Origin of the sequence: Enterobacter cloacae complex sp. IR5418, assembly GCF_049238105.1 — a bacterium.
In the GTDB taxonomy this organism is placed as follows: Bacteria; Pseudomonadota; Gammaproteobacteria; order Enterobacterales; family Enterobacteriaceae; genus Enterobacter; species Enterobacter hormaechei.
On sequence record NZ_JBMKHS010000006.1, the window covers coordinates 70595 to 91590 of the forward strand.

General features: G+C 57.8%; 21 protein-coding genes. 16 read left to right on the forward strand and 5 right to left on the reverse strand.

Annotated elements, in window-relative coordinates; genetic code table 11:
• Positions 1-20: 20 nt before the first annotated feature.
• Together zntA and ACOTX7_RS07050 are read right to left on the reverse strand one after the other, a co-directional pair.
• Entirely contained in the window at positions 21-2192 is a 2172-nt protein-coding gene (gene zntA, locus ACOTX7_RS07045; protein ID WP_221813290.1) for a Zn(II)/Cd(II)/Pb(II) translocating P-type ATPase ZntA, read from the reverse strand.
• A gap of 76 nt (positions 2193-2268) precedes the next feature.
• The gene (locus ACOTX7_RS07050) at positions 2269-2895 is read right to left on the reverse strand and encodes a lysoplasmalogenase (protein ID WP_205925186.1); all 627 of its coding nucleotides are present in this window, start codon (positions 2893-2895) and stop codon (positions 2269-2271) included.
• Between the two features lie 129 nt (positions 2896-3024).
• Here ACOTX7_RS07050 and ACOTX7_RS07055 point away from each other — a divergent pair, with 129 nt between their 5' ends.
• Complete coding sequence (locus ACOTX7_RS07055; protein ID WP_221813292.1) at positions 3025-3384, forward strand: DUF2500 domain-containing protein; 360 nt, start codon at positions 3025-3027, stop codon at positions 3382-3384.
• 95 nt (positions 3385-3479) lie between these two features.
• On the opposite strand, the gene ACOTX7_RS07060 is transcribed toward ACOTX7_RS07055, so the two are convergent.
• Both ACOTX7_RS07060 and rsmD read right to left on the reverse strand, forming a co-directional pair.
• Complete coding sequence (locus ACOTX7_RS07060) at positions 3480-3761, reverse strand: DUF1145 family protein (RefSeq protein WP_006812287.1); 282 nt, start codon at positions 3759-3761, stop codon at positions 3480-3482.
• Positions 3745-4347, reverse strand: coding sequence for a 16S rRNA (guanine(966)-N(2))-methyltransferase (gene rsmD / locus ACOTX7_RS07065; protein WP_006812286.1), 603 nt, complete (start codon positions 4345-4347; stop codon positions 3745-3747). The genes ACOTX7_RS07060 and rsmD overlap by 17 nt, the downstream gene beginning before the upstream one ends.
• 126 nt (positions 4348-4473) lie before the next feature.
• Between rsmD and ftsY the strand changes: the two genes are divergently transcribed.
• The 6 genes from ftsY (at position 4474) to livJ (ending at position 11455) form a co-directional block, all read left to right on the forward strand.
• On the forward strand, positions 4474-5934 hold the full coding sequence (gene ftsY / locus ACOTX7_RS07070) for a signal recognition particle-docking protein FtsY (protein WP_221256583.1): 1461 nt from the start codon (positions 4474-4476) through the stop codon (positions 5932-5934).
• Positions 5935-5936: 2 nt separating this feature from the next.
• Positions 5937-6602: a cell division ATP-binding protein FtsE gene (ftsE, locus tag ACOTX7_RS07075; RefSeq protein ID WP_006812284.1), complete on the forward strand. Its 666-nt coding sequence runs from the start codon at positions 5937-5939 to the stop codon at positions 6600-6602.
• Positions 6595-7650 carry a permease-like cell division protein FtsX gene (gene ftsX, locus ACOTX7_RS07080; protein ID WP_006812283.1) on the forward strand — a complete coding sequence of 352 codons (1056 nt, stop codon included), beginning with the start codon at positions 6595-6597 and terminating at the stop codon, positions 7648-7650. The genes ftsE and ftsX overlap by 8 nt, the downstream gene beginning before the upstream one ends.
• 250 nt (positions 7651-7900) lie before the next feature.
• Positions 7901-8758 carry an RNA polymerase sigma factor RpoH gene (gene rpoH / locus ACOTX7_RS07085; RefSeq protein WP_000159624.1) on the forward strand — a complete coding sequence of 286 codons (858 nt, stop codon included), beginning with the start codon at positions 7901-7903 and terminating at the stop codon, positions 8756-8758.
• 136 nt (positions 8759-8894) lie between these two features.
• The gene (locus ACOTX7_RS07090; protein ID WP_047353741.1) at positions 8895-10160 is read left to right on the forward strand and encodes a 4-aminobutyrate--2-oxoglutarate transaminase; all 1266 of its coding nucleotides are present in this window, start codon (positions 8895-8897) and stop codon (positions 10158-10160) included.
• A gap of 197 nt (positions 10161-10357) precedes the next feature.
• Positions 10358-11455 (forward strand): branched chain amino acid ABC transporter substrate-binding protein LivJ, encoded by a 1098-nt coding sequence (gene livJ / locus ACOTX7_RS07095; protein WP_073885143.1) that lies wholly within the window; start codon positions 10358-10360, stop codon positions 11453-11455.
• A 177-nt stretch (positions 11456-11632) separates the two neighbouring features.
• Here livJ and panM read toward each other — a convergent pair whose 3' ends face one another.
• On the reverse strand, positions 11633-12016 hold the full coding sequence (panM, locus tag ACOTX7_RS07100; protein ID WP_006812278.1) for an aspartate 1-decarboxylase autocleavage activator PanM: 384 nt from the start codon (positions 12014-12016) through the stop codon (positions 11633-11635).
• 424 nt (positions 12017-12440) lie between these two features.
• Between panM and livK the strand changes: the two genes are divergently transcribed.
• From livK to ugpE, 9 genes are all read left to right on the forward strand, one after another.
• A complete protein-coding gene (gene livK / locus ACOTX7_RS07105; protein WP_221256580.1) occupies positions 12441-13550 on the forward strand; it encodes a branched-chain amino acid ABC transporter substrate-binding protein in 1110 nt (369 codons plus the stop codon).
• A gap of 46 nt (positions 13551-13596) precedes the next feature.
• A complete protein-coding gene (gene livH / locus ACOTX7_RS07110) occupies positions 13597-14523 on the forward strand; it encodes a high-affinity branched-chain amino acid ABC transporter permease LivH (RefSeq protein ID WP_003861540.1) in 927 nt (308 codons plus the stop codon).
• Positions 14520-15797, forward strand: a complete 1278-nt coding sequence (locus tag ACOTX7_RS07115; RefSeq protein ID WP_006812275.1) for a high-affinity branched-chain amino acid ABC transporter permease LivM — start codon at positions 14520-14522, stop codon at positions 15795-15797. The genes livH and ACOTX7_RS07115 overlap by 4 nt, the downstream gene beginning before the upstream one ends.
• Entirely contained in the window at positions 15794-16561 is a 768-nt protein-coding gene (gene livG, locus ACOTX7_RS07120) for a high-affinity branched-chain amino acid ABC transporter ATP-binding protein LivG (protein ID WP_006812274.1), read from the forward strand. Before ACOTX7_RS07115 ends, livG begins: the two co-directional genes overlap by 4 nt.
• Before the next feature lies 1 nt (position 16562).
• Positions 16563-17276, forward strand: coding sequence for a high-affinity branched-chain amino acid ABC transporter ATP-binding protein LivF (gene livF, locus ACOTX7_RS07125; RefSeq protein WP_006812273.1), 714 nt, complete (start codon positions 16563-16565; stop codon positions 17274-17276).
• A 107-nt stretch (positions 17277-17383) separates the two neighbouring features.
• Complete coding sequence (locus tag ACOTX7_RS07130; protein WP_221813294.1) at positions 17384-17644, forward strand: hypothetical protein; 261 nt, start codon at positions 17384-17386, stop codon at positions 17642-17644.
• Between the two features lie 189 nt (positions 17645-17833).
• Positions 17834-19150: a sn-glycerol-3-phosphate ABC transporter substrate-binding protein UgpB gene (gene ugpB, locus ACOTX7_RS07135; protein ID WP_214592450.1), complete on the forward strand. Its 1317-nt coding sequence runs from the start codon at positions 17834-17836 to the stop codon at positions 19148-19150.
• A 116-nt stretch (positions 19151-19266) separates the two neighbouring features.
• On the forward strand, positions 19267-20154 hold the full coding sequence (gene ugpA, locus ACOTX7_RS07140) for a sn-glycerol-3-phosphate ABC transporter permease UgpA (RefSeq protein WP_006812271.1): 888 nt from the start codon (positions 19267-19269) through the stop codon (positions 20152-20154).
• On the forward strand, positions 20151-20996 hold the full coding sequence (gene ugpE / locus ACOTX7_RS07145; protein ID WP_205922687.1) for a sn-glycerol-3-phosphate ABC transporter permease UgpE: 846 nt from the start codon (positions 20151-20153) through the stop codon (positions 20994-20996). Before ugpA ends, ugpE begins: the two co-directional genes overlap by 4 nt.

Sequence of the window (20996 nt, forward strand, 5' to 3'; positions counted from 1 at the left end):
GTAGCCGCCACCGGGCGTTTTTACCGACGGCGCAACAACCGCAGCGCGTTCGCCGTCACCAGCACCGTCGCCCCGGTATCCGCCAGCACCGCCAGCCACAGGCCGGTCATGCCAAGCAGCGTGGTGACCAGGAAAATCCCCTTCAGGCCCAGCGCAATCCCGATGTTCTGGCGAATGTTGGCCCGCGTCGCCCGCGCGAGATCTATCATCTGCGCCAGCCCGGTCAGACGGTTGTGCGTCAGCGCTGCATCCGCCGTCTCCAGCGCCACGTCGGTGCCACTGCCCATGGCAATGCCGATGATTGCAGCCTTCATCGCCGGGGCATCGTTAATGCCATCGCCTACCATCGCCAGCGGAGCGTGCGCGTTCATCTCCGTTACGGCACGCACCTTGTCCGCAGGCAGTAACCCGGCCTTAAACGCCAGCCCCAGCTCGCCAGCAATTGCCGCCGCCGCGCGCGGGTTGTCGCCGGTCAGGATCACGCCCTGTACGCCCAGCCTGTGCAGCGCGTTGATGGCGTCTTTCGCATCGTCACGCAGGGTATCGCGCAGCGCCAGCATGCCCATCGGTACGCCGTCCTGCATCACGGCAACAACCGTCTGACCGGCCTGCTCTAATGCCTCAACCTGTGGATCCGCGAACGCACCTGCCGCGGCGATCAGCACTTTTTTGCCGTCGACGACGGCCTCAATCCCTGACCCGACCAGCGCTCGCTGGGCGGTTGCCGAAGGGATGTTCAGCCCACGTTCCTGCGCTTCACGCACTATCGCCTGCGCCAGCGGGTGAGTGGAGCCCTGCTCCACGGCGGCGGCCAGCATCAGCAGTGCGTCTTCACTTATGTCCTGCGGATAGACGCCGGTGACCTGCGGTTTACCAACCGTCAGCGTGCCGGTTTTATCGAAGGCGATGTGCTGAACCTGGCTCAACTGCTCCAGCGCCGCACCGCCCTTAATCAGCGCCCCGCGACGTGCCGCTGCTGCCAGGCCCGAGGTAATCGCCGCCGGGGTGGAGATCACCAGCGCGCACGGACAGCCGATCAGCAGCAGGGTCAGCCCTTTATAAATCCAGCCCTCCCACGGTGCGCCGAAGAACAGCGGTGGCACCACGGTAACCAGCAGCGCCACCAGCATGATGGCGGGGGTGTAAATTCGGCTGAAGCGATCGATAAAGCGTTCGACCGGTGCGCGGCGCTCTTCGGCCTCTTCAATCAGCTTCAGGATGCGGTCGATGGCGCTGTCGCCCGGTTCAGAAAGCACGGTGAGCTGCACCAGTCGGTCAACGCTGGTGGCGCCCGCAGGCACTTTTTCACCTGCCGCACGCGCTACCGGGATGGATTCTCCGGTCAGGGTGCTTTCATCAAAGCTTGCAGTGGCGGTCACGAGGGTCCCATCGGCTGGCAGACGCCCGCCAGCGGCGACTTCAATCACGTCGCCCGGGCGCAGCGTGTTGATGGCGACCGTTTCACGTTTGCCTTCATGGATCCGCGTGGCAGTTTCCGGCTTCAGCGCCATCAGCGCGCTCACCCCTTTGCGCGCCCGGCTCGCCGCCCAGCCCTCAAGCCGTTCGCCGATCAGGAACAGCAGTAGCACCATCGCCGCTTCCGCCGTCGCGCCAATAAACAGCGCGCCGATGGCCGCCACGCTCATCAGCGTTTCAATGGCAAACCAGCTACCGCTTCTCATCAGGCGCAGCGCCTGACGGGCAATTGGAAACAGGCCGACCAGCGTGGTGGCGATAAACGCCAGATTGCCGAACGGGTGATTAAACTGCTCCAGCCCCCAGCTCAGGGCCATCATGATGATGAGTGTGATTAGGGGCAGGTTCTCTTTTAGCGGGGAGGTTTTTTCAGCGGGCGCCGTTTCGCTGCGCAGGGTATAACCCGCTTTGCTGACGGCGGCTTCAACCTGTTTACTGACGTCGTTTTCGGCGCTGACCAGCAGCTTTTCGGTAGCAAACAGCACCTGAACGTGGTTCACGCCCGGCACCTGCTTCACCGCGTTTTCCACTTTGCGGGCGCAGGCCGCGCAGTCCATACCGTTGACCACCCAGCTGTAGTGATTGCCGCTTTCAGGCAGCGCGTCGACCTGGGTTTCGCACGCGCCCTCGCAGCAGCAGTCGTCTTTCGGCGGAACCGGGCTGAGCTTAAGTGCCGAGAATTGTGGAACTTTTTTAGGTGTTTCTGGAGTCGACATGGCAGTCTCCGGTAATGATAATTTTCTCATTAACCGCAGCATACACTCTGGAGTCGACTCCAGAGTCAAGCGTTATTTAGATATACAGTGAACGCACAATCAGGAAGTGTCCGGCAAAGTAACAGGCGGCGGAAATCGCATTATCCGCACGGAAGCGGCGGCGATAATGACTGCCCAACCAGACGATATTGCCGAGCAACAACAGCGCCGCGCCGAAGAAGGCGGACATGGCCTGAGACGTCGGGCGGAAGAACCACAGTTCACCGGCCAGCCACACCATCACCAGCGTCATGGCGATAAAGGTACATATCGGCAGACGCATCTCTTCCAGACGCGACCAGATCACCGCGATCAGCAGGGCGCCAATCACCAGCAGCACCAGCGGCAGTGGCCAGAAGAAGGAGAGCGTCATCTGGCTGGCAAAGTAGATGGTATAGAGCAGATGCGACAGGAAGAACGCCCCCACGGCGTACAGCAGGCGCTGACGCGGCAGCAGGGTTAAGGCATCGCCAATCAGGGAAGCACACAGCCCCGCGAGGACAAGATAGCTAACGGCGTTAAACATCGGGGCCTGCCAGGCAAGCAACAGCAGGAGTAATAGCGTGACGGGTTTAAACAACCAGCGCTGCCAGGCTGGGCCACGGTAAGACGCATCGACGTAAAGCCATGCGGAAAAACAGACAGCGATAAATGACCAAAGCATATTAACTCCCTGTAACTGTTGAGGCTGAATGATCAGTTCCTGATCCAGTGTAGTGACGCGAGCGGGCGTTTGGCAATGCCGGGGCAGGCGAGGTATCCTGAATTCCGCATAATCTGATGGGATTTTTCAATGAGCAAGATGCCGCTGTTTTTCATTATCGTGGTGGCGATTATCGTCATTGCCGCCTCGTTTCGCTTCGTGCAGCAGCGCCGTGAGAAGGCCGACAATGACGCCGCGCCGCTGATGCAAAAGCGCGTGGTGGTGACGAACAAGCGTGAGAAGCCGCTTAACGACCGCCGCTCCCGCCAGCAGCAGGTGACGCCTGCGGGCACAACGATGCGCTATGAAGCGAGCTTTAAGCCGGAAACCGGCGGGCTGGAGATCACTTTCCGCCTGGAGGCGCAGCAGTACCACCAGCTGACGGTAGGGGAGAAGGGGACGCTGAGCTACAAAGGGTCGCGGTTTGATGGGTTTGTACCGGAGCGGTAATTTTACCCCTTACCCCGGCCCTCTCCCCAGAGGGGAGAGGGTGTAATCGTCCCCTCGCCCCTTTGGGGAGAGGGTTAGGGTGAGGGGCAAATCTGTTACTTCTTCACCTGCGCCTTAAACTTCTTCATCCACACCAGCAGTTCAAATACGCCGAAAATAAACACCCGCAGCTGCTGCCAGCCGGTCATCGGTGGGCCATCTTTCGGCAGGCCGTTTTTCAGCATCACCATCTGCAACGCATGCATGAACGCGGTAAAAATCAGCGCCACGTTAATAAAGATATTCAGCGGACGCGGGAACGGGTGCACCAGATTCAAAATCAAAAATGCCCAGACGCCCAGCATCAGCAAGCGCCCTACGTTAATCAGTACTGGCATCGGATCCTCCTTGTGCCTGACGGTGATACAGACGATAAGCCACCTGACCGGCGACCTTCTCGCGGTGCAGATCCCAGTGAACGGGAACGGGCGGCAGGCCATTTTCCACTTCGCTTTCGACGTAAATCAGCGCGTCGTCTGCAAGCCAGCCATTTTTTTCCAGCAACGATAATGTCTCTTCCAGCAGTCCTTTACGGAACGGCGGGTCAACAAACACCACGTTGAACGGCGTCCCGTTTTGGGCGAGGAAGCTCAGCGTATTGGTATTCACCACTTTCGCGTTGGTTGCCTTCAGCGTAGCCAGATTTTGCTGCAACGTCTGCGCGACGCCGCGCTCCATCTCCAGCAGCGTAGCGCTGGCGGCATAACGCGACAGTGCTTCCAGACCTAATGCACCGCTGCCAGCGAAGCAGTCCAGGCAGTTGGCGTCTACCATTGACGGGGCAAGCCAGTTAAACAGCGTCTCGCGAACGCGGTCCGTGGTGGGGCGTAAACCGGGGCTGTCCGGCACCGGTAATTTCCGGCCTCGCCACTGACCGCCGATAATGCGTATTTGACCGGCCGGGGCGCGGGTGGGTTTCTTCATCTCAGGAAAGCTCTGTTAACAATGCCCTGCGATTGCGGGCGGTGATGTCAATTAAGTAAAGTGTTAGACTATTTCATCATTTTTTTAGCTTCCCTGTATATAGCGCCGCGAGGAGTGTAGTCGCAGATGGCAAAACAAAAAAAACGTGGCTTCTTTTCCTGGTTGGGTTTCGGTGAAAAAGAGCAAGAAACAGAACAGAAAACCGAAGAACAACAGGTTGTAGAAGAGCAGTCACAGCCTGAAACGCCTGTCGAAACCGCTGCGGTTGTCGAAGCGGAAGAGCCAGCGCACAGCAAAGAAGAGATTGAATCCTTTGCTGAAGAGGTGGTTGAGGTCACTGAACAGGTTCAGGAGAACGAAAAACCAGAGCCGGTTATCGTTGAAACCCTTACCGAAGCGCCGCAGGCCGCTATCGAACACGAAGAACTGCCGCTGCCGGAAGAGGTGAAAACCGAAGAGGTTTCTGCCGAAGAGTGGCAGGCCGAAGCGGAAACCGTTGAAATTGTAGAGGCGGTGGAAGAAGAAGCGGCCCTTGAGCCAGAGCTGACCGACGAAGAGCTGGAAGCCCAGGCGCTGGCGGCGGAAGCGGCTGAAGAAGCGGTCATTGTTGTGCCGGTAGAAGAGCAGGCCGAAGAAGCGATCGTTCAGGAGCAGGAAAAACCAACCAAAGAAGGTTTCTTCGCGCGTCTGAAACGCAGCCTGCTCAAGACCAAAGAAAACTTAGGTTCCGGATTTATCAGTCTGTTCCGCGGCAAGAAGATCGACGACGATCTGTTTGAGGAGCTGGAAGAGCAACTGCTGATTGCGGACGTGGGCGTGGAAACCACCCGGAAGATCATCACTAACCTGACCGAAGGGGCGAGCCGCAAGCAACTGCGTGACGCCGAGGCGCTGTACGGCCTGCTGAAAGACGAGATGGGTGAAATTCTCGCAAAAGTTGACGAACCGCTTAATATTGAAGGCAAAATGCCCTTTGTTATTCTGATGGTTGGCGTCAACGGCGTGGGTAAAACCACCACCATCGGCAAGCTGGCGCGCCAGTTCGAGCAGCAGGGCAAATCGGTGATGCTGGCGGCGGGTGATACCTTCCGTGCGGCAGCGGTGGAACAGCTCCAGGTGTGGGGCCAGCGCAACAATATTCCGGTCATTGCCCAGCACACCGGCGCGGATTCCGCCTCCGTGATTTTCGATGCTATCCAGGCGGCGAAGTCGCGTAACGTGGACGTGCTGATTGCGGATACCGCAGGGCGTTTGCAGAACAAATCGCACCTGATGGAAGAACTGAAGAAAATCGTTCGCGTCATGAAGAAGCTGGACGAAGATGCACCGCATGAAATTATGCTGACTATCGATGCCAGCACCGGGCAGAACGCCATTAGCCAGGCGAAGCTGTTCCATGAAGCGGTAGGACTGACCGGGATCACGCTGACCAAGCTGGACGGCACCGCGAAAGGCGGGGTGATCTTCTCCGTGGCCGACCAGTTCGGCATTCCTATCCGTTACATCGGTGTGGGCGAGCGTATTGAAGATTTGCGTCCGTTTAAAGCGGACGACTTTATTGAGGCACTATTTGCCCGAGAGGACTAACAATGATTCGCTTTGAACACGTCAGCAAGGCCTATCTCGGTGGGAGACAAGCGCTACAGGGGGTAACATTTCACCTCCAGCCAGGCGAGATGGCATTCCTGACCGGCCATTCCGGCGCGGGGAAAAGTACCCTGCTCAAGCTGATCTGTGGGATCGAGCGGCCAAGCGCCGGGAAAATCTGGTTCAGCGGCCATGAAATTAGCCGTCTTAAGAACCGAGAAGTGCCGTTCCTGCGTCGTCAGATCGGCATGATTTTCCAGGATCACCACTTGCTGATGGATCGCACGGTTTTCGATAACGTCGCGATCCCGCTGATTATTGCCGGTGCCAGTTACGATGATATCCGCCGTCGCGTTTCGGCGGCGCTGGATAAGGTCGGGCTGTTGGACAAAGCGAAAAACTTCCCGATCCAGCTCTCCGGCGGTGAACAGCAGCGCGTGGGCATCGCCCGTGCGGTGGTGAACAAGCCAGCCGTTTTGCTGGCGGATGAACCGACCGGTAACCTGGACGATGCCCTGTCCGAAGGGATTTTGCGTCTGTTTGAGGAATTTAACCGCGTGGGGGTCACGGTACTGATGGCGACGCACGACATGGGGCTGATCTCCCGCCGTTCGTACCGCATGCTGACCCTGAGCGACGGGCATTTGCACGGAGGCCACGGTGAATAAGCGTGATGCAATGAACCAGATTCGGCAGTTCAGCAACCGGTTTGACCGTTTCCGCAAGCCTCAGGGCGGCGGGGACGGCAATCGCAATGCGCCTAAGCGCGCTAAACCGACACCGAAGCCGAACTCCCGCAAAACCAACGTCTTCAACGAGCAGGTGCGCTACGCCTTCCAGGGCGCGTTGCAGGATCTGAAAAGCAAACCGCTGGCGACGTTCCTGACGGTGATGGTGATTGCCATCTCCCTGACGCTGCCCAGCGTCTGCTACATGGTTTACAAAAACGTAAACCAGGCGGCGTCCCAGTATTATCCGTCGCCGCAGATCACCGTTTATCTGGATAAAGCGCTGGACGATAACGCGGCGGCGCAGGTGGTCGGACAGATTCAGGCCGAACAGGGCGTCGAGAAGGTGAACTACCTATCGCGCGATGAAGCGCTGGGCGAATTCCGCAACTGGTCCGGATTTGGCGGCGCGCTGGATATGCTCGAAGAGAACCCGCTGCCCGCGGTGGCGGTGGTGATCCCGAAGCTCGATTTCCAGGGCACGGATTCGCTCAACACCCTGCGCGACCGCATTACCCGCATCAACGGGATTGATGAAGTGCGCATGGACGACAGCTGGTTTGCCCGCCTTGCCGCCCTGACCGGGCTGGTAGGACGCGTGTCGGCGATGATCGGCGTGCTGATGGTGGCGGCGGTGTTCCTTGTCATCGGTAACAGCGTTCGTCTGAGCATCTTCGCCCGTCGCGATACCATCAACGTGCAGAAACTGATTGGCGCAACGGATGGTTTCATTCTCCGCCCGTTCCTCTACGGCGGCGCATTATTAGGTTTTTCTGGTGCATTTCTTTCATTGATTTTGTCAGAAATTTTGGTGATGCGGTTGTCGTCTGCCGTCACCGAGGTGGCGCAGGTGTTCGGAACTAAGTTTGATATCAGTGGCTTAGGGTTCGATGAGTGCCTGCTGTTGCTGCTGGTGTGCTCCATGATCGGCTGGGTGGCGGCATGGCTGGCAACGGTTCAACATTTACGCCACTTTACTCCCGACTAATAAAACCGTGATATAATCTTTCCCTGCACCGAGATGTTCGCTTGCAGGGAAAGCGTCCCTGTTGTCTCTTCCCCTGTAATCATCTTCATGTCACATTTTGTGCGTAATTTATTCACTGTTGCACCTGGAACTTGTGGATAAAATCACTGTCTGATAAAAGAGTGAATGCTAATCTCGTTGCTCAAACGCTTTGGCATGGTTGTTGCCTGACGGGGACAACCTGGACCAGAAGAAACATTGAGAGGAATGAATGACCAAAGAAATGCAAACTTTAGCTTTAGCCCCTGTTGGTAACCTGGAATCTTACATCCGGGCTGCGAACACCTGGCCGATGTTAACGGCCGAGGAAGAAAAGGAGCTTGCTGAAAAGCTGCATTACCAGGGCGATCTGGAAGCAGCTAAAACGCTGATCCTGTCTCACCTGCGCTTTGTTGTTCACGTTGCTCGTAATTATGCGGGCTACGGCCTGCCGCAGGCGGACCTGATTCAGGAAGGCAACATTGGCCTGATGAAGGCGGTACGTCGCTTCAACCCGGAAGTGGGTGTGCGACTGGTCTCCTTCGCCGTGCACTGGATCAAAGCTGAAATTCACGAATACGTTCTGCGTAACTGGCGTATTGTGAAAGTCGCCACGACGAAAGCGCAGCGCAAACTGTTCTTCAACCTGCGTAAAACCAAGCAGCGTCTGGGCTGGTTCAATCAGGATGAAGTGGAAATGGTGGCGCGCGAGCTGGGCGTTTCCAGCAAAGACGTCCGCGAGATGGAATCCCGTATGGCCGCGCAGGACATGACGTTTGATATGTCTGCCGACGATGACGCGTCCGACAGCCAGCCGATGGCCCCGGTTCTGTATCTACAGGATAAAACCTCTAACTTTGCTGACGGCATTGAAGAGGATAACTGGGAAGACCAGGCGGCGAACAAGCTGACCTTCGCGATGGAAGGTCTCGACGAGCGTAGCCAGGACATTATCCGTGCCCGCTGGCTGGACGAAGATAACAAGTCCACGTTGCAGGAACTGGCCGACCGCTACGGCGTCTCCGCTGAACGTGTGCGTCAGCTTGAGAAAAACGCCATGAAAAAACTTCGCGCCGCTATCGAAGCGTAATTTCCGCGAAATAAGACGAGAACCCCTGGATGCGAATCCGGGGGTTTTGTTTTTTTAGCGCCCGCTCTGGCGAATTTCTCCCCCCTGGCAAACACTTACTGATGCGCTAAGCAGGCGACTTTCAGAGGGTGACAGGGTGAAAAATAACGAACTGAACGACCGGCGTTTACAGGCAACGCCGCGCGGTATCGGCGTCATGTGTAACTTCTATGCCGATAAAGCCGAAAACGCCACGGTGTGGGACGTGGAAGGTAACGAGTATATTGATTTTGCCGCCGGGATCGCCGTGCTGAATACCGGGCATCGCCATCCTGACGTTATCGCCGCCATCGAAAAACAGCTTCACGCCTTTACCCATACCGCTTATCAAATCGTCCCGTATGAAGGCTATGTGGCGCTTGCCGAGCGCCTCAACCAGCGCGTGCCAATAGACGGCCCGGCCAAAACCGCCTTCTTCTCAACGGGGGCAGAAGCGGTCGAAAACGCGGTTAAAATCGCCCGCGCGTACACCAGACGTCCCGGCCTTATCACCTTCGGCGGCGCGTTCCATGGCCGTACCTTTATGACCATGGCGCTGACCGGCAAAGTGGCGCCCTATAAACTCGGCTTCGGCCCGTTCCCCGGCTCGGTGTACCACGCGCAATTCCCCAACAACCTGCACGGCGTCACTACCGCCGAAGCGTTAAAAAGCCTGGATCGTATCTTCAAAGCCGATATCGCGCCCGATCAGGTGGCGGCAATCATTATTGAGCCGGTTCAGGGCGAGGGCGGATTCAACGTCGCGCCCGCTGATTTTATGCAGGCGCTGCGTGCCCTGTGCGATACCCACGGGATTTTACTGATTGCCGACGAAGTGCAAACCGGTTTCGCCCGCACCGGCAAGCTGTTCTCCATGGAAAACCACTGCGTGAAGCCGGACCTGATCACCATGGCGAAAAGTCTGGCGGGCGGGATGCCGCTCTCGGCGGTCTCTGGCCGGGCGGAGGTGATGGACGCCCCCGCCCCGGGTGGGCTGGGCGGCACCTACGCGGGCAACCCGCTGGCGATTGCTGCGGCCCATGCGGTGCTGGACGTGATTGACGAAGAAGATCTCTGCACCCGCGCGGCGCATCTCGGGCATCATCTGGTCGAGGTGCTGAATAAAGCGAAGGATGGCTGTCCGTATATCGCCGATATCCGTGGGCAGGGCTCGATGGTGGCGGTGGAATTTACCGATCCGCAAACCGGGCAGCCGTCGCCGGAATTTACCCGTCAGGTTCAGGAGCGCGCGTTGAACGAAGGGCTGCTGCTTTTGAGCTGCGGCGTTTACGGCAACGTTATTCGCTTCCTCTACCCGCTCACCATCCCCGAAGCGCAGTTCCGTAAGGCGCTGGATATTATTTCCGCCTCGCTGACACGATAAAGCCAAAAGCCCGGCTGAAATGACGGTCGGGCTTATCATATTTTCATTTCAAATTAGCTATTCCAAAATCATAAAAATGGGGTATGTTTTAGCAGAGTATGCTGAAAAAGCGCGAACAGCACGCCTATAACTGAAATAAAGCGCTACACAACAACATCACAACAATCGTTATAACCATAATAATGGGGAATCTCAGGATGAACATGAAGGGTAAAGCGTTACTGGCAGGATGTATCGCGTTGGCATTTGGTACCGCGCAGGCCGATATTAAAGTGGCAGTGGTGGGCGCGATGTCCGGTCCGGTAGCACAGTACGGCGACCAGGAATTTACGGGCGCGGAACAGGCGGTTGCAGACATTAATGCTAAGGGCGGCATCAAGGGCGAAAAACTACAGATCGTAAAATACGATGATGCCTGTGACCCGAAACAGGCGGTCGCGGTGGCGAACAAAGTGGTGAACGACGGGATCAAATACGTTATCGGCCACCTGTGCTCCTCTTCCACACAGCCCGCATCTGACATCTACGAAGATGAAGGCATTCTGATGATCACGCCCGCTGCGACGGCACCCGAGCTGACCGCGCGCGGCTATAAGCTGATCCTGCGCACCACCGGTCTGGACTCCGATCAGGGGCCAACCGCCGCGAAATACATCGTGGAAAAAGTGAAGCCGCAGCGCATCGCAATTGTTCATGACAAACAGCAGTACGGCGAAGGTCTGGCGCGTGCCGTGCAGGACAACCTGAAAAAAGCGAACGCCAACGTGGTGTTCTTTGACGGTATCACCGCCGGTGAGAAAGACTTCTCTACCCTGGTGGCGCGTCTGAAGAAAGAGAATATCGATTTTGTTTACTACGGCGGCTATCACCCGGAAATGGGGCAGATCCTGCGCCAGGCGCGTGCGGCGGGTCTGAAGACGCAGTTCATGGGGCCAGAAGGTGTCGCGAACGTTTCCCTGTCTAATATCGCGGGTGAATCAGCTGAAGGGCTGCTGGTAACTAAACCGAAGAACTACGACCAGGTGCCTGCGAACAAACCTGTGGTCGATGCCATCAAGGCGAAGAAACAGGATCCAAGCGGTGCGTTCGTCTGGACCACCTACGCAGCGTTGCAGTCTCTGCAAGCGGGCCTGAACCAGTCAGCCGATCCGGCGGAGATTGCCACCTGGCTGAAAGCGAACTCGGTGGAAACCGTGATGGGGCCGCTGTCCTGGGATGAAAAGGGCGACCTGAAGGGCTTCGAGTTCGGCGTGTTTGACTGGCATGCCAATGGCACGGCTACTGACGCCAAATAATTTTCCCGTCGCCTTTCGCGCCGCAGGTGCGTTGGCTGCGTTATTCAACCCCGGTCACTTACTTATGTAAGCTCCCGGGGATTTCATAACTTGCCGCCTTCCTGCAACACGAAATGCTTGGGAAAATGCGGCAGATAATGTAGGCCGGGTAAGGCGCAGCCGCCACCCGGCTTTTTTTTAGCGCTTCTCCCACCCGTTCGCCTGCGCCGTAAACCCTAACGCCTGCATAAACGCCGCCATTACACCGCGATCCTCCACGCCCACGTCGGCCATCCACCAGGAGGTTACGCTCGGGTTTTCGCGGATCACCTCTTCAATCAAATACTGCCCGACTCCCCGACGGCGGGTGACGTCGCGCACGCGCAGGGAGTCCAGCGCCCCTTCCGTGCCGCTCAGCGTTACGCGGACGGCGGCCAGCAGACGTTCGTTAAAGCGCGCGGCATAGATGCGGTGATTCTCATCGACGGTCAGCGACGAAGGGGAATATTCCGGCCAGATCTTGCCCAGGTCGATATGATCCTGGTCGCTAAAGGTCACCAGACGCACGATAGTCAGTTTCATTAGCTGTTTGTCCAAATCAAAAAGAGTACGGCCAGTGTACTCAATTTATTTGCTCAGGCGCTTTCTCTTTTTATTCCCATTTACCAGGTGATTAGTTTTATGACGACGCGATGGGCAGTTTGAAAACACATGGATCGAAAAATAAGCAGAATTTTAACCTGAAAGGCAGTGATTTATTCGGCGCTTTGTACCGTTATTTTATGCTGCCAACTGCGCTTTTATTTGTTTATCTCTGCCTGATTTCAGAATATTATCTTTGCTTAATCGCCTGAAAAATAGATATTTTAGTCTGGTTTTTGACAAAAAACTGCGCTAAACCATTAAAGGCACTGGTAAAAATAGCGTTGTTCATTAAAAGTACAGAATGCTTTTTAACCATAATAAAACAAAATATAAACACGACATCACGAATGGGGATTCAGAGATGAAAAGGAACGCGAAGACATTAATCGCGGGGATGGTCGCACTGTCGATCTCGCATGCCGCTATGGCAGACGACATTAAAGTTGCGGTAGTAGGGGCGATGTCCGGCCCTGTTGCCCAGTGGGGCGACATGGAGTTCAACGGCGCGCGTCAGGCCATCAAAGACATCAACGCCAAAGGCGGGATCAAAGGCGACAAGCTGGTGGGCGTGGAGTATGACGACGCCTGCGATCCGAAACAGGCCGTCGCGGTTGCCAACAAAATCGTTAACGACGGTATCCAGTACGTCATTGGGCACCTGTGTTCATCCTCCACGCAGCCTGCGTCTGACATCTACGAAGACGAAGGTATCCTGATGATTACCCCGGGCGCCACCAACCCGGAACTGACCCAGCGCGGCTATCAGCACATTATGCGTACCGCGGGTCTGGACTCCTCTCAGGGGCCAACCGCCGCCAACTACATTCTCGAGACCGTTAAGCCGCAGCGTATCGCCATCATCCATGACAAGCAGCAGTACGGCGAAGGTCTGGCGCGTTCCGTGCAGGACGGCCTGAAAAAAGGCGGGGCGAATATCGTCTTCTTCGACGGCATCACCGCCGGTGAGAAAGACTTCTCGGCGCTGATCGCCCGTCTGCAAAAAGAGAATATCGACTTCGTTTACTACGGCGGCTACTACCCGGAAATGGGCCAGATGCTGCGCCAGGCGCGCGCCACCGGTCTGAAAACCCAGTTCATGGGGCCTGAAGGCGTGGGCAACGCCTCCTTGTCAAACATCGCCGGGGATTCTGCCGAAGGCATGCTGGTGACGATGCCAAAACGCTATGACCAGGATCCGGCGAATAAGGCTATCGTGGACGCGCTCAAGGCGCAGAAGAAGGATCCGAGTGGTCCGTACGTCTGGATCACCTATGCCGCCGTGCAGTCACTGGCAACGGCCATGGATCGTACCGGCAGCAAAGCGCCGCTGGATCTGGTGAAAGATTTAAAAGCGCACGGGGCGAACACCGTGATTGGGCCGCTGAACTGGGATGAGAAAGGCGATCTGAAGGGATTTGAATTTGGTGTCTTTAAGTGGCACGCCGACGGGTCTTCCTCGGTCGCCAAATAACTATCCCACCGCCCGGCTCACCGGGCGGGTATAAAAAGGTTTGCATATGTCCGAGCAGTTTCTCTACTTTTTGCAGCAGATGTTTAACGGCGTCACGCTGGGAAGCACCTATGCGCTGATCGCCATCGGCTACACGATGGTTTACGGCATTATCGGCATGATCAACTTCGCCCACGGCGAGGTGTACATGATCGGTAGCTACGTCTCCTTTATGATCATCGCCGCGCTGATGATGATGGGCATCGACAGCAGCTGGCTGCTGGTGGCCGCCGGGTTTGTCGGTGCGATTGTGATTGCCAGCGCCTACGGCTGGAGCATTGAGCGGGTGGCCTACCGGCCCGTGCGTAGTTCCAAGCGCCTGATCGCGCTGATCTCCGCCATCGGGATGTCTATCTTCCTGCAAAACTACGTCAGCCTGACAGAAGGCTCACGCGACGTGGCGCTGCCAAGCCTGTTTAACGGCCAGTGGATTGTGGGGGCCAGCGAAAACTTCTCCGCTTCTGTCACCACCATGCAGCTGGTGATCTGGGTTGTGACCTTTATTGCGATGCTGGCCCTTACCCTGTTCATCCGCTACTCCCGCATGGGACGCGCCTGCCGCGCCTGCGCGGAAGATCTGAAGATGGCGAGCCTGCTCGGGATTAATACCGACCGCGTGATTGCGCTCACCTTCGTGATCGGCGCGGCGATGGCGGCGGTGGCAGGCGTGTTGCTCGGCCAGTTCTACGGCGTCATCAACCCCTACATCGGCTTTATGGCCGGGATGAAAGCCTTCACCGCAGCGGTGCTGGGCGGTATCGGCAGTATTCCGGGGGCGATGATCGGCGGCCTGATCCTGGGCGTGGCGGAAGCGCTCTCCTCGGCGTACCTGAGCACTGAATATAAAGATGTGGTGTCGTTTGCCCTGCTGATTCTGGTTCTGCTGGTAATGCCTACCGGTATTCTGGGCCGTCCGGAGGTAGAGAAAGTATGAAACCGATGCATTTTGCCATGGCGCTGCTTTCTGCCGCCATGTTCTTCGTCCTGGCGGGCGTCTTTATGGGCGTTCAGTTAGGGCTGGACGGCACGAAGCTGGTGGTGGATACCGCCCCTGACATCCGCTGGCAGTGGGTGTTTATCGGCACTGGCGTGGTGTTCCTGTTCCAGCTACTGCGTCCGCTGTTCCAGAAGACGCTGAAAAACGTCTCCGGGCCGAAATTCGTCCTGCCGGCGATCGACGGTACAACCGTGAAACAGAAGCTGTTCCTCGTGGCGCTGCTGGTGGCTGCCGTGGCGTGGCCGTTTATGGTGTCGCGCGGTACGGTGGATATCGCCACCCTGACCATGATTTACGTGATTCTGGGGCTGGGTCTGAACGTGGTCGTGGGGCTTTCTGGCCTGCTGGTACTGGGCTACGGCGGCTTCTACGCCATCGGGGCGTACACCTTCGCGCTGCTGAACCACTATTACGGTCTCGGCTTCTGGACCTGTCTGCCGCTGGCGGGGCTGGTCTCTGCCGCCGCGGGCTTCCTGCTCGGCTTCCCGGTGCTGCGCCTGCGCGGTGACTACCTGGCGATTGTGACCTTAGGCTTCGGCGAAATCGTCCGTATCCTGCTGCTCAACAACACCGAGGTGACCGGCGGCCCGAACGGCATCAGCCAGATCCCGAAACCGACCTTCTTCGGCCTGGAGTTCAGCCGTACCGCCCGCGAAGGCGGCTGGGATACCTTCAGCAACTTCTTCGGCATCAAGTACGACCCGTCCGACCGCGTAATCTGGCTTTACCTGGTGGCGCTACTGCTGGTGGTCATCACCCTGTTCGTGATCAACCGCCTGCTGCGCATGCCGCTCGGCCGCGCGTGGGAAGCGCTGCGTGAAGATGAGATCGCCTGCCGCTCCCTGGGCCTGAACCCGACCCGCATCAAGCTGACCGCGTTTACCATCAGCGCCGCGTTTGCCGGTTTCGCCGGGACGCTGTTTGCCGCGCGCCAGGGCTTCGTCAGCCCGGAATCCTTCACCTTTGCCGAATCCGCCTTTGTGCTGGCGATTGTGGTGCTTGGCGGGATGGGCTCGCAGTTCGCCGTGATCCTCGCCGCCATCCTGCTGGTGGTCTCCCGCGAGCTGATGCGCGACTTTAACGAATACAGCATGCTGATGCTGGGTGGTTTGATGGTGCTGATGATGATCTGGCGTCCGCAGGGTCTGCTGCCGATGACGCGTCCACAGCTGAAGCTTAAGAGTGCGGAAGCGAAAGGAGAGCAGGCATGAGTCAGCCATTATTATCCGTAAACGGCCTGATGATGCGTTTTGGCGGCCTGCTGGCGGTCAACAACGTGAATCTGGATCTGCACAAGAAAGAGATTGTCTCCCTGATTGGCCCGAACGGCGCGGGAAAAACCACGGTCTTCAACTGTCTGACCGGTTTCTACAAGCCGACGGGCGGCACCATCATGCTGCGCGATCAGCACCTTGAAGGGCTGCCGGGCCAGCAGATCGCCCGCATGGGCGTGGTGCGTACCTTCCAGCACGTGCGTCTGTTCCGCGAGATGACGGTGATTGAGAACCTGCTGGTGGCGCAGCATCAACAGCTGAAAACCGGGCTGTTCTCCGGCCTGCTGAAAACCCCGGCCTTCCGCCGCACGCAGGAGGAGGCGCTCGACCGCGCCGCCACCTGGCTCGACCGTATCGGCCTGCTCCAGCACGCTAACCGACAGGCGAGCAACCTCGCCTACGGTGACCAGCGTCGTCTTGAGATCGTGCGCTGCATGGTGACCCAGCCGGAGATCCTGATGCTTGACGAACCGGCGGCGGGCCTCAACCCGAAAGAGACCAAAGAGCTGGACGAGCTGATTGCCGAGCTGCGCGATCATCACGACACCACCATCCTGCTGATTGAGCACGACATGAAGCTGGTGATGGGCATTTCGGACCGTATCTACGTGGTAAACCAGGGCACGCCGCTGGCGAACGGCACGCCGGAAGAGATCCGCAACAACCCGGACGTGATCCGCGCATACCTTGGTGAGGCATAAGATGGAAAAAGCGATGTTAACGTTCGACAAGGTCAACGCGCACTACGGCAAGATCCAGGCGCTGCACGACGTCAGCCTGCACATCAATCAGGGAGAAATCGTCACCCTGATTGGCGCCAACGGCGCGGGGAAAACCACGCTGCTTGGCACCCTGTGCGGCGATCCGCGCGCTACCAGCGGGCGGATTGTGTTTGACGGAAAAGACATTACTGACTGGCAGACGGCAAAAATCATGCGTGAAGCGGTGGCGATTGTCCCGGAAGGGCGTCGCGTGTTTTCCCGCATGACGGTGGAAGAGAACCTGGCGATGGGCGGTTTCTTCGCCCATCGGGATGAATACCAGACCCGCATTAAATGGGTGTACGAACTCTTCCCGCGCCTGTGGGAGCGCCGTATCCAGCGCGCGGGCACCATGTCCGGTGGTGAACAACAGATGCTGGCGATTGGCCGCGCGCTGATGAGCCAGCCGCGCCTGCTGCTGCTGGATGAACCGTCGCTCGGCCTGGCGCCGATCATCATCCAGCAGATCTTCGACACCATCGAACAGCTGCGCAAAGAGGGGATGACCATCTTCCTCGTCGAGCAGAACGCCAACCAGGCGCTGAAGCTCGCTGACCGCGGCTACGTGCTGGAGAACGGCCGGGTGGTGCTTGAGGATACCGGTGACGCACTGCTGGCGAACGAGGCGGTGCGGAGTGCCTATCTGGGAGGTTAACACCCTCTCTGCGTCATCAAATCGTAAAGGAGCCACTGGCTCCTTTTTTTTGCGTTATGTTATTATCGCGAATGGTTATCAATCACGTTAAAGAGCAAGGAGTACAGATGAGAGGTTTCGTTCCTGGCATATTGTCCGGTGTTGTGTTTCTGGCCGCAGTCCCGGCAGCTACCGCTGAATCCAAATTCGACCCGCGGGACCCCTCTATCTGGCATGAAAAAAGCGATAATCCGCTTGCACAGGAGATCCCATGCGAAGTTTTTAGCAGTGCGGTCTGCCCCGCATGGGAAGATGAAAAATCAGATCTCCAGCGTGAACGCGAGCGGCGCGAGCAGCGTCGGGAACAGGCGCTGTACGAGCGCCCATAGACTCTCCGGCGGCCGGGTAGGCCGCCATCATTCCTTCACGGATCCATCATACTTTCGCCATGCAGTCGCCTTACGAGTGTCATCATTTTGTAAGTAAACAGTTATTTTTCTGTCATTCGCGCATGTCATGTTACCTCGCGAGCATAAAACGCGTGATATCGCGCATCCGGCACAATAAGAGAGATGACAATGACATCGTTACGACACACAGCTTTGGGTCTGGCAATCGGTCTGGCTTTTGCGACGAACGCAATGGCTGTGACCACCATTCCGTTCTGGCATTCCATGGAAGGGGAGTTGGGTAAAGAGGTTGACTCCCTGGCGCAGCGTTTCAACGACACCCATCCGGATTACAAAATTGTGCCGGTGTACAAAGGTAACTACGAGCAGAGCCTGAGCGCGGGCATCGCCGCCTTCCGTACCGGCAACGCACCGGCGTTGTTACAGGTTTATGAGGTTGGCACCGCCACTATGATGGCCTCAAAAGCCATCAAGCCGGTGTATGAAGTGTTCAAAGAGGCGGGCATCAACTTCGACGAATCGCGGTTCGTGCCAACCGTGGCGGGTTACTACACCGATTCCAAAACCGGCCACCTGCTGTCCCAGCCGTTTAACAGCTCTACGCCGGTGCTCTACTACAACAAAGATGCCTTCAAAAAAGCCGGTTTAGACCCGGAGCAGCCGCCAAAAACCTGGCAGGACCTGGCCGAGTACACCGCGAAGCTGAAAGCGGCGGGGATGAAGTGCGGCTATGCCAGCGGCTGGCAGGGCTGGATCCAGATTGAAAACTTCAGCGCCTGGCACGGCCTGCCGGTGGCCACCAAAAACAACGGCTTCGACGGCACCGATGCGGTACTGGAGTTCAACAAGCCGGAGCAGGTGAAGCATATTGCGCTGCTGGAAGCACTCAACAAGAAGGGCGATTTCAGCTACTTCGGGCGTAAGGACGAATCCACCGAGAAGTTCTACAACGGCGACTGCGCGATTACCACCGCCTCGTCCGGCTCACTGGCGGACATCCGTCACTACGCCAAATTCAACTACGGCGTAGGCATGATGCCGTACGACGCTGACGTAAAAGGCGCGCCGCAGAACGCTATCATCGGCGGGGCGAGCCTGTGGGTGATGCAGGGCAAAGACAACGGTACTTACAAAGGCGTCGCCGAGTTCCTCGACTTCCTGGCGAAGCCGGAAAACGCCGCCGAGTGGCATCAGAAGACCGGCTACCTGCCGATCACCAAAGCCGCGTACGACCTGACCCGCGAGCAGGGCTTTTACAGCAAGAACCCGGGGGCGGACATCGCGACGCGTCAGATGCTGAACAAGCCGCCGTTGCCGTTCACCAAAGGCCTGCGTCTGGGCAACATGCCGCAGATCCGCACCATAGTGGATGAAGAGCTGGAAAGCGTCTGGACCGGGAAGAAAACGCCACAGCAGGCGCTGGATTCAGCGGTAGAACGCGGGAATCAGCTGCTGCGCCGCTTTGAGCAGTCGACCAAATCGTAATTCAAACTAATCCCCCTCACCCCGGCCCTCTCCCCATAGGGGAGAGGGTGTAATCGTCCCCTCTCCCCTATGGGGAGAGGGTTAGGGTGAGGGGTGAATATCTACAGAGCAAACCTATGTCATCATCCCGTCCGGTGTTCCGTTCCCGCTGGCTGCCGTACCTGTTGGTCGCGCCCCAGCTGGTCATCACCGTTATCTTCTTTATCTGGCCTGCGGGCGAAGCGCTGTGGTACTCGGTACAAAGCGTCGATCCGTTCGGGCTTTCCAGCCAGTTTGTCGGTCTGGACAACTTCACCGCGCTGTTCCACGACAGCTACTACCTGGACTCCTTCTGGACGACGATCAAATTCAGCGCGCTGGTGACCGTCAGCGGCCTTGTCGCGTCGCTGTTTTTCGCCGCGCTGGTGGATTACGTGGTACGCGGCAGTCGCCTGTATCAGACCCTGATGCTGCTGCCTTACGCCGTGGCGCCCGCCGTCGCTGCCGTGCTGTGGATCTTCCTGTTTAACCCGGGGCGCGGGCTGATTACCCACTTCCTGGCGGAGTTCGGCTATGACTGGAACCACGCGCAGAACAGCGGTCAGGCGATGTTCCTGGTGGTGTTCGCCTCGGTGTGGAAACAGATCAGCTACAACTTCCTGTTCTTCTTTGCCGCGCTGCAATCCATTCCACGTTCGCTGGTAGAGGCCGCCGCCATCGACGGCGCAGGGCCGGTGCGCCGCTTCTTCCGCCTGTCGCTGCCGCTGATCGCCCCGGTGAGCTTCTTCCTGCTGGTGGTTAACCTGGTGTACGCCTTCTTCGACACCTTCCCGGTGATCGACGCCGCCACCGCGGGCGGCCCGGTGCAGGCGACCACCACGCTGATTTACAAGATCTACCGCGAAGGCTTTGCCGGGCTTGATCTCTCAGCCTCTGCCGCGCAGTCCGTGGTGCTGATGTTCCTCGTCATCATCCTCACGGTGGTGCAGTTCCGCTATGTTGAAAGTAAGGTGCGCTACCAATGATTGAGAACCGTCGCGGGCTGACGATTTTCAGCCATACCATGCTGATTTTAGGGATTATCGTCATCCTCTTCCCGCTGTACGTGGCCTTTGTCGCCGCCACGCTGGACACCAAAGCGGTGTTCGACACGCCGATGACGCTCGTCCCTGGCGGGCATCTTTTCGAAAACATGAAAACCATCTGGACCCAGGGCGTGGGGGCCAACAGCGCGCCGTTCTGGCTGATGATGCTCAACAGCTTCATCATGGCGTTCGGCATCACCGTCGGCAAAATCACGGTGTCGATGCTCTCCGCCTTTGCCATCGTCTGGTTTCGCTTTCCGCTGCGCAACCTGTTCTTCTGGATGATCTTCATCACCCTGATGCTGCCGGTGGAGGTGCGTATCTTCCCGACGGTGGAGGTGATCGCCAACCTGAAGATGCTCGACAGCTACGCGGGGTTAACCCTGCCGCTGATGGCCTCGGCCACCGCCACCTTCCTGTTCCGCCAGTTCTTTATGACCCTGCCGGATGAGCTAATTGAAGCCGCGCGCATCGACGGCGCCTCGCCGATGCGCTTCTTCCGCGACATCGTGCTGCCGCTGTCGAAAACCAACCTCGCGGCGCTGTTTGTGATCACCTTTATCTACGGCTGGAACCAGTATCTGTGGCCGCTGCTGATCGTTCAGGACGTCAACCTCGGCACCGCCGTGGCGGGTATCAAAGGCATGATCGCCACCGGCGAAGGCACCACCCTCTGGAACCAGGTGATGGCGGCGATGCTGCTCACCCTTATCCCACCCGTAGTCATTGTTTTAGCCATGCAGCGCGCGTTTGTCCGCGGCCTGGTCGATAGCGAGAAATAA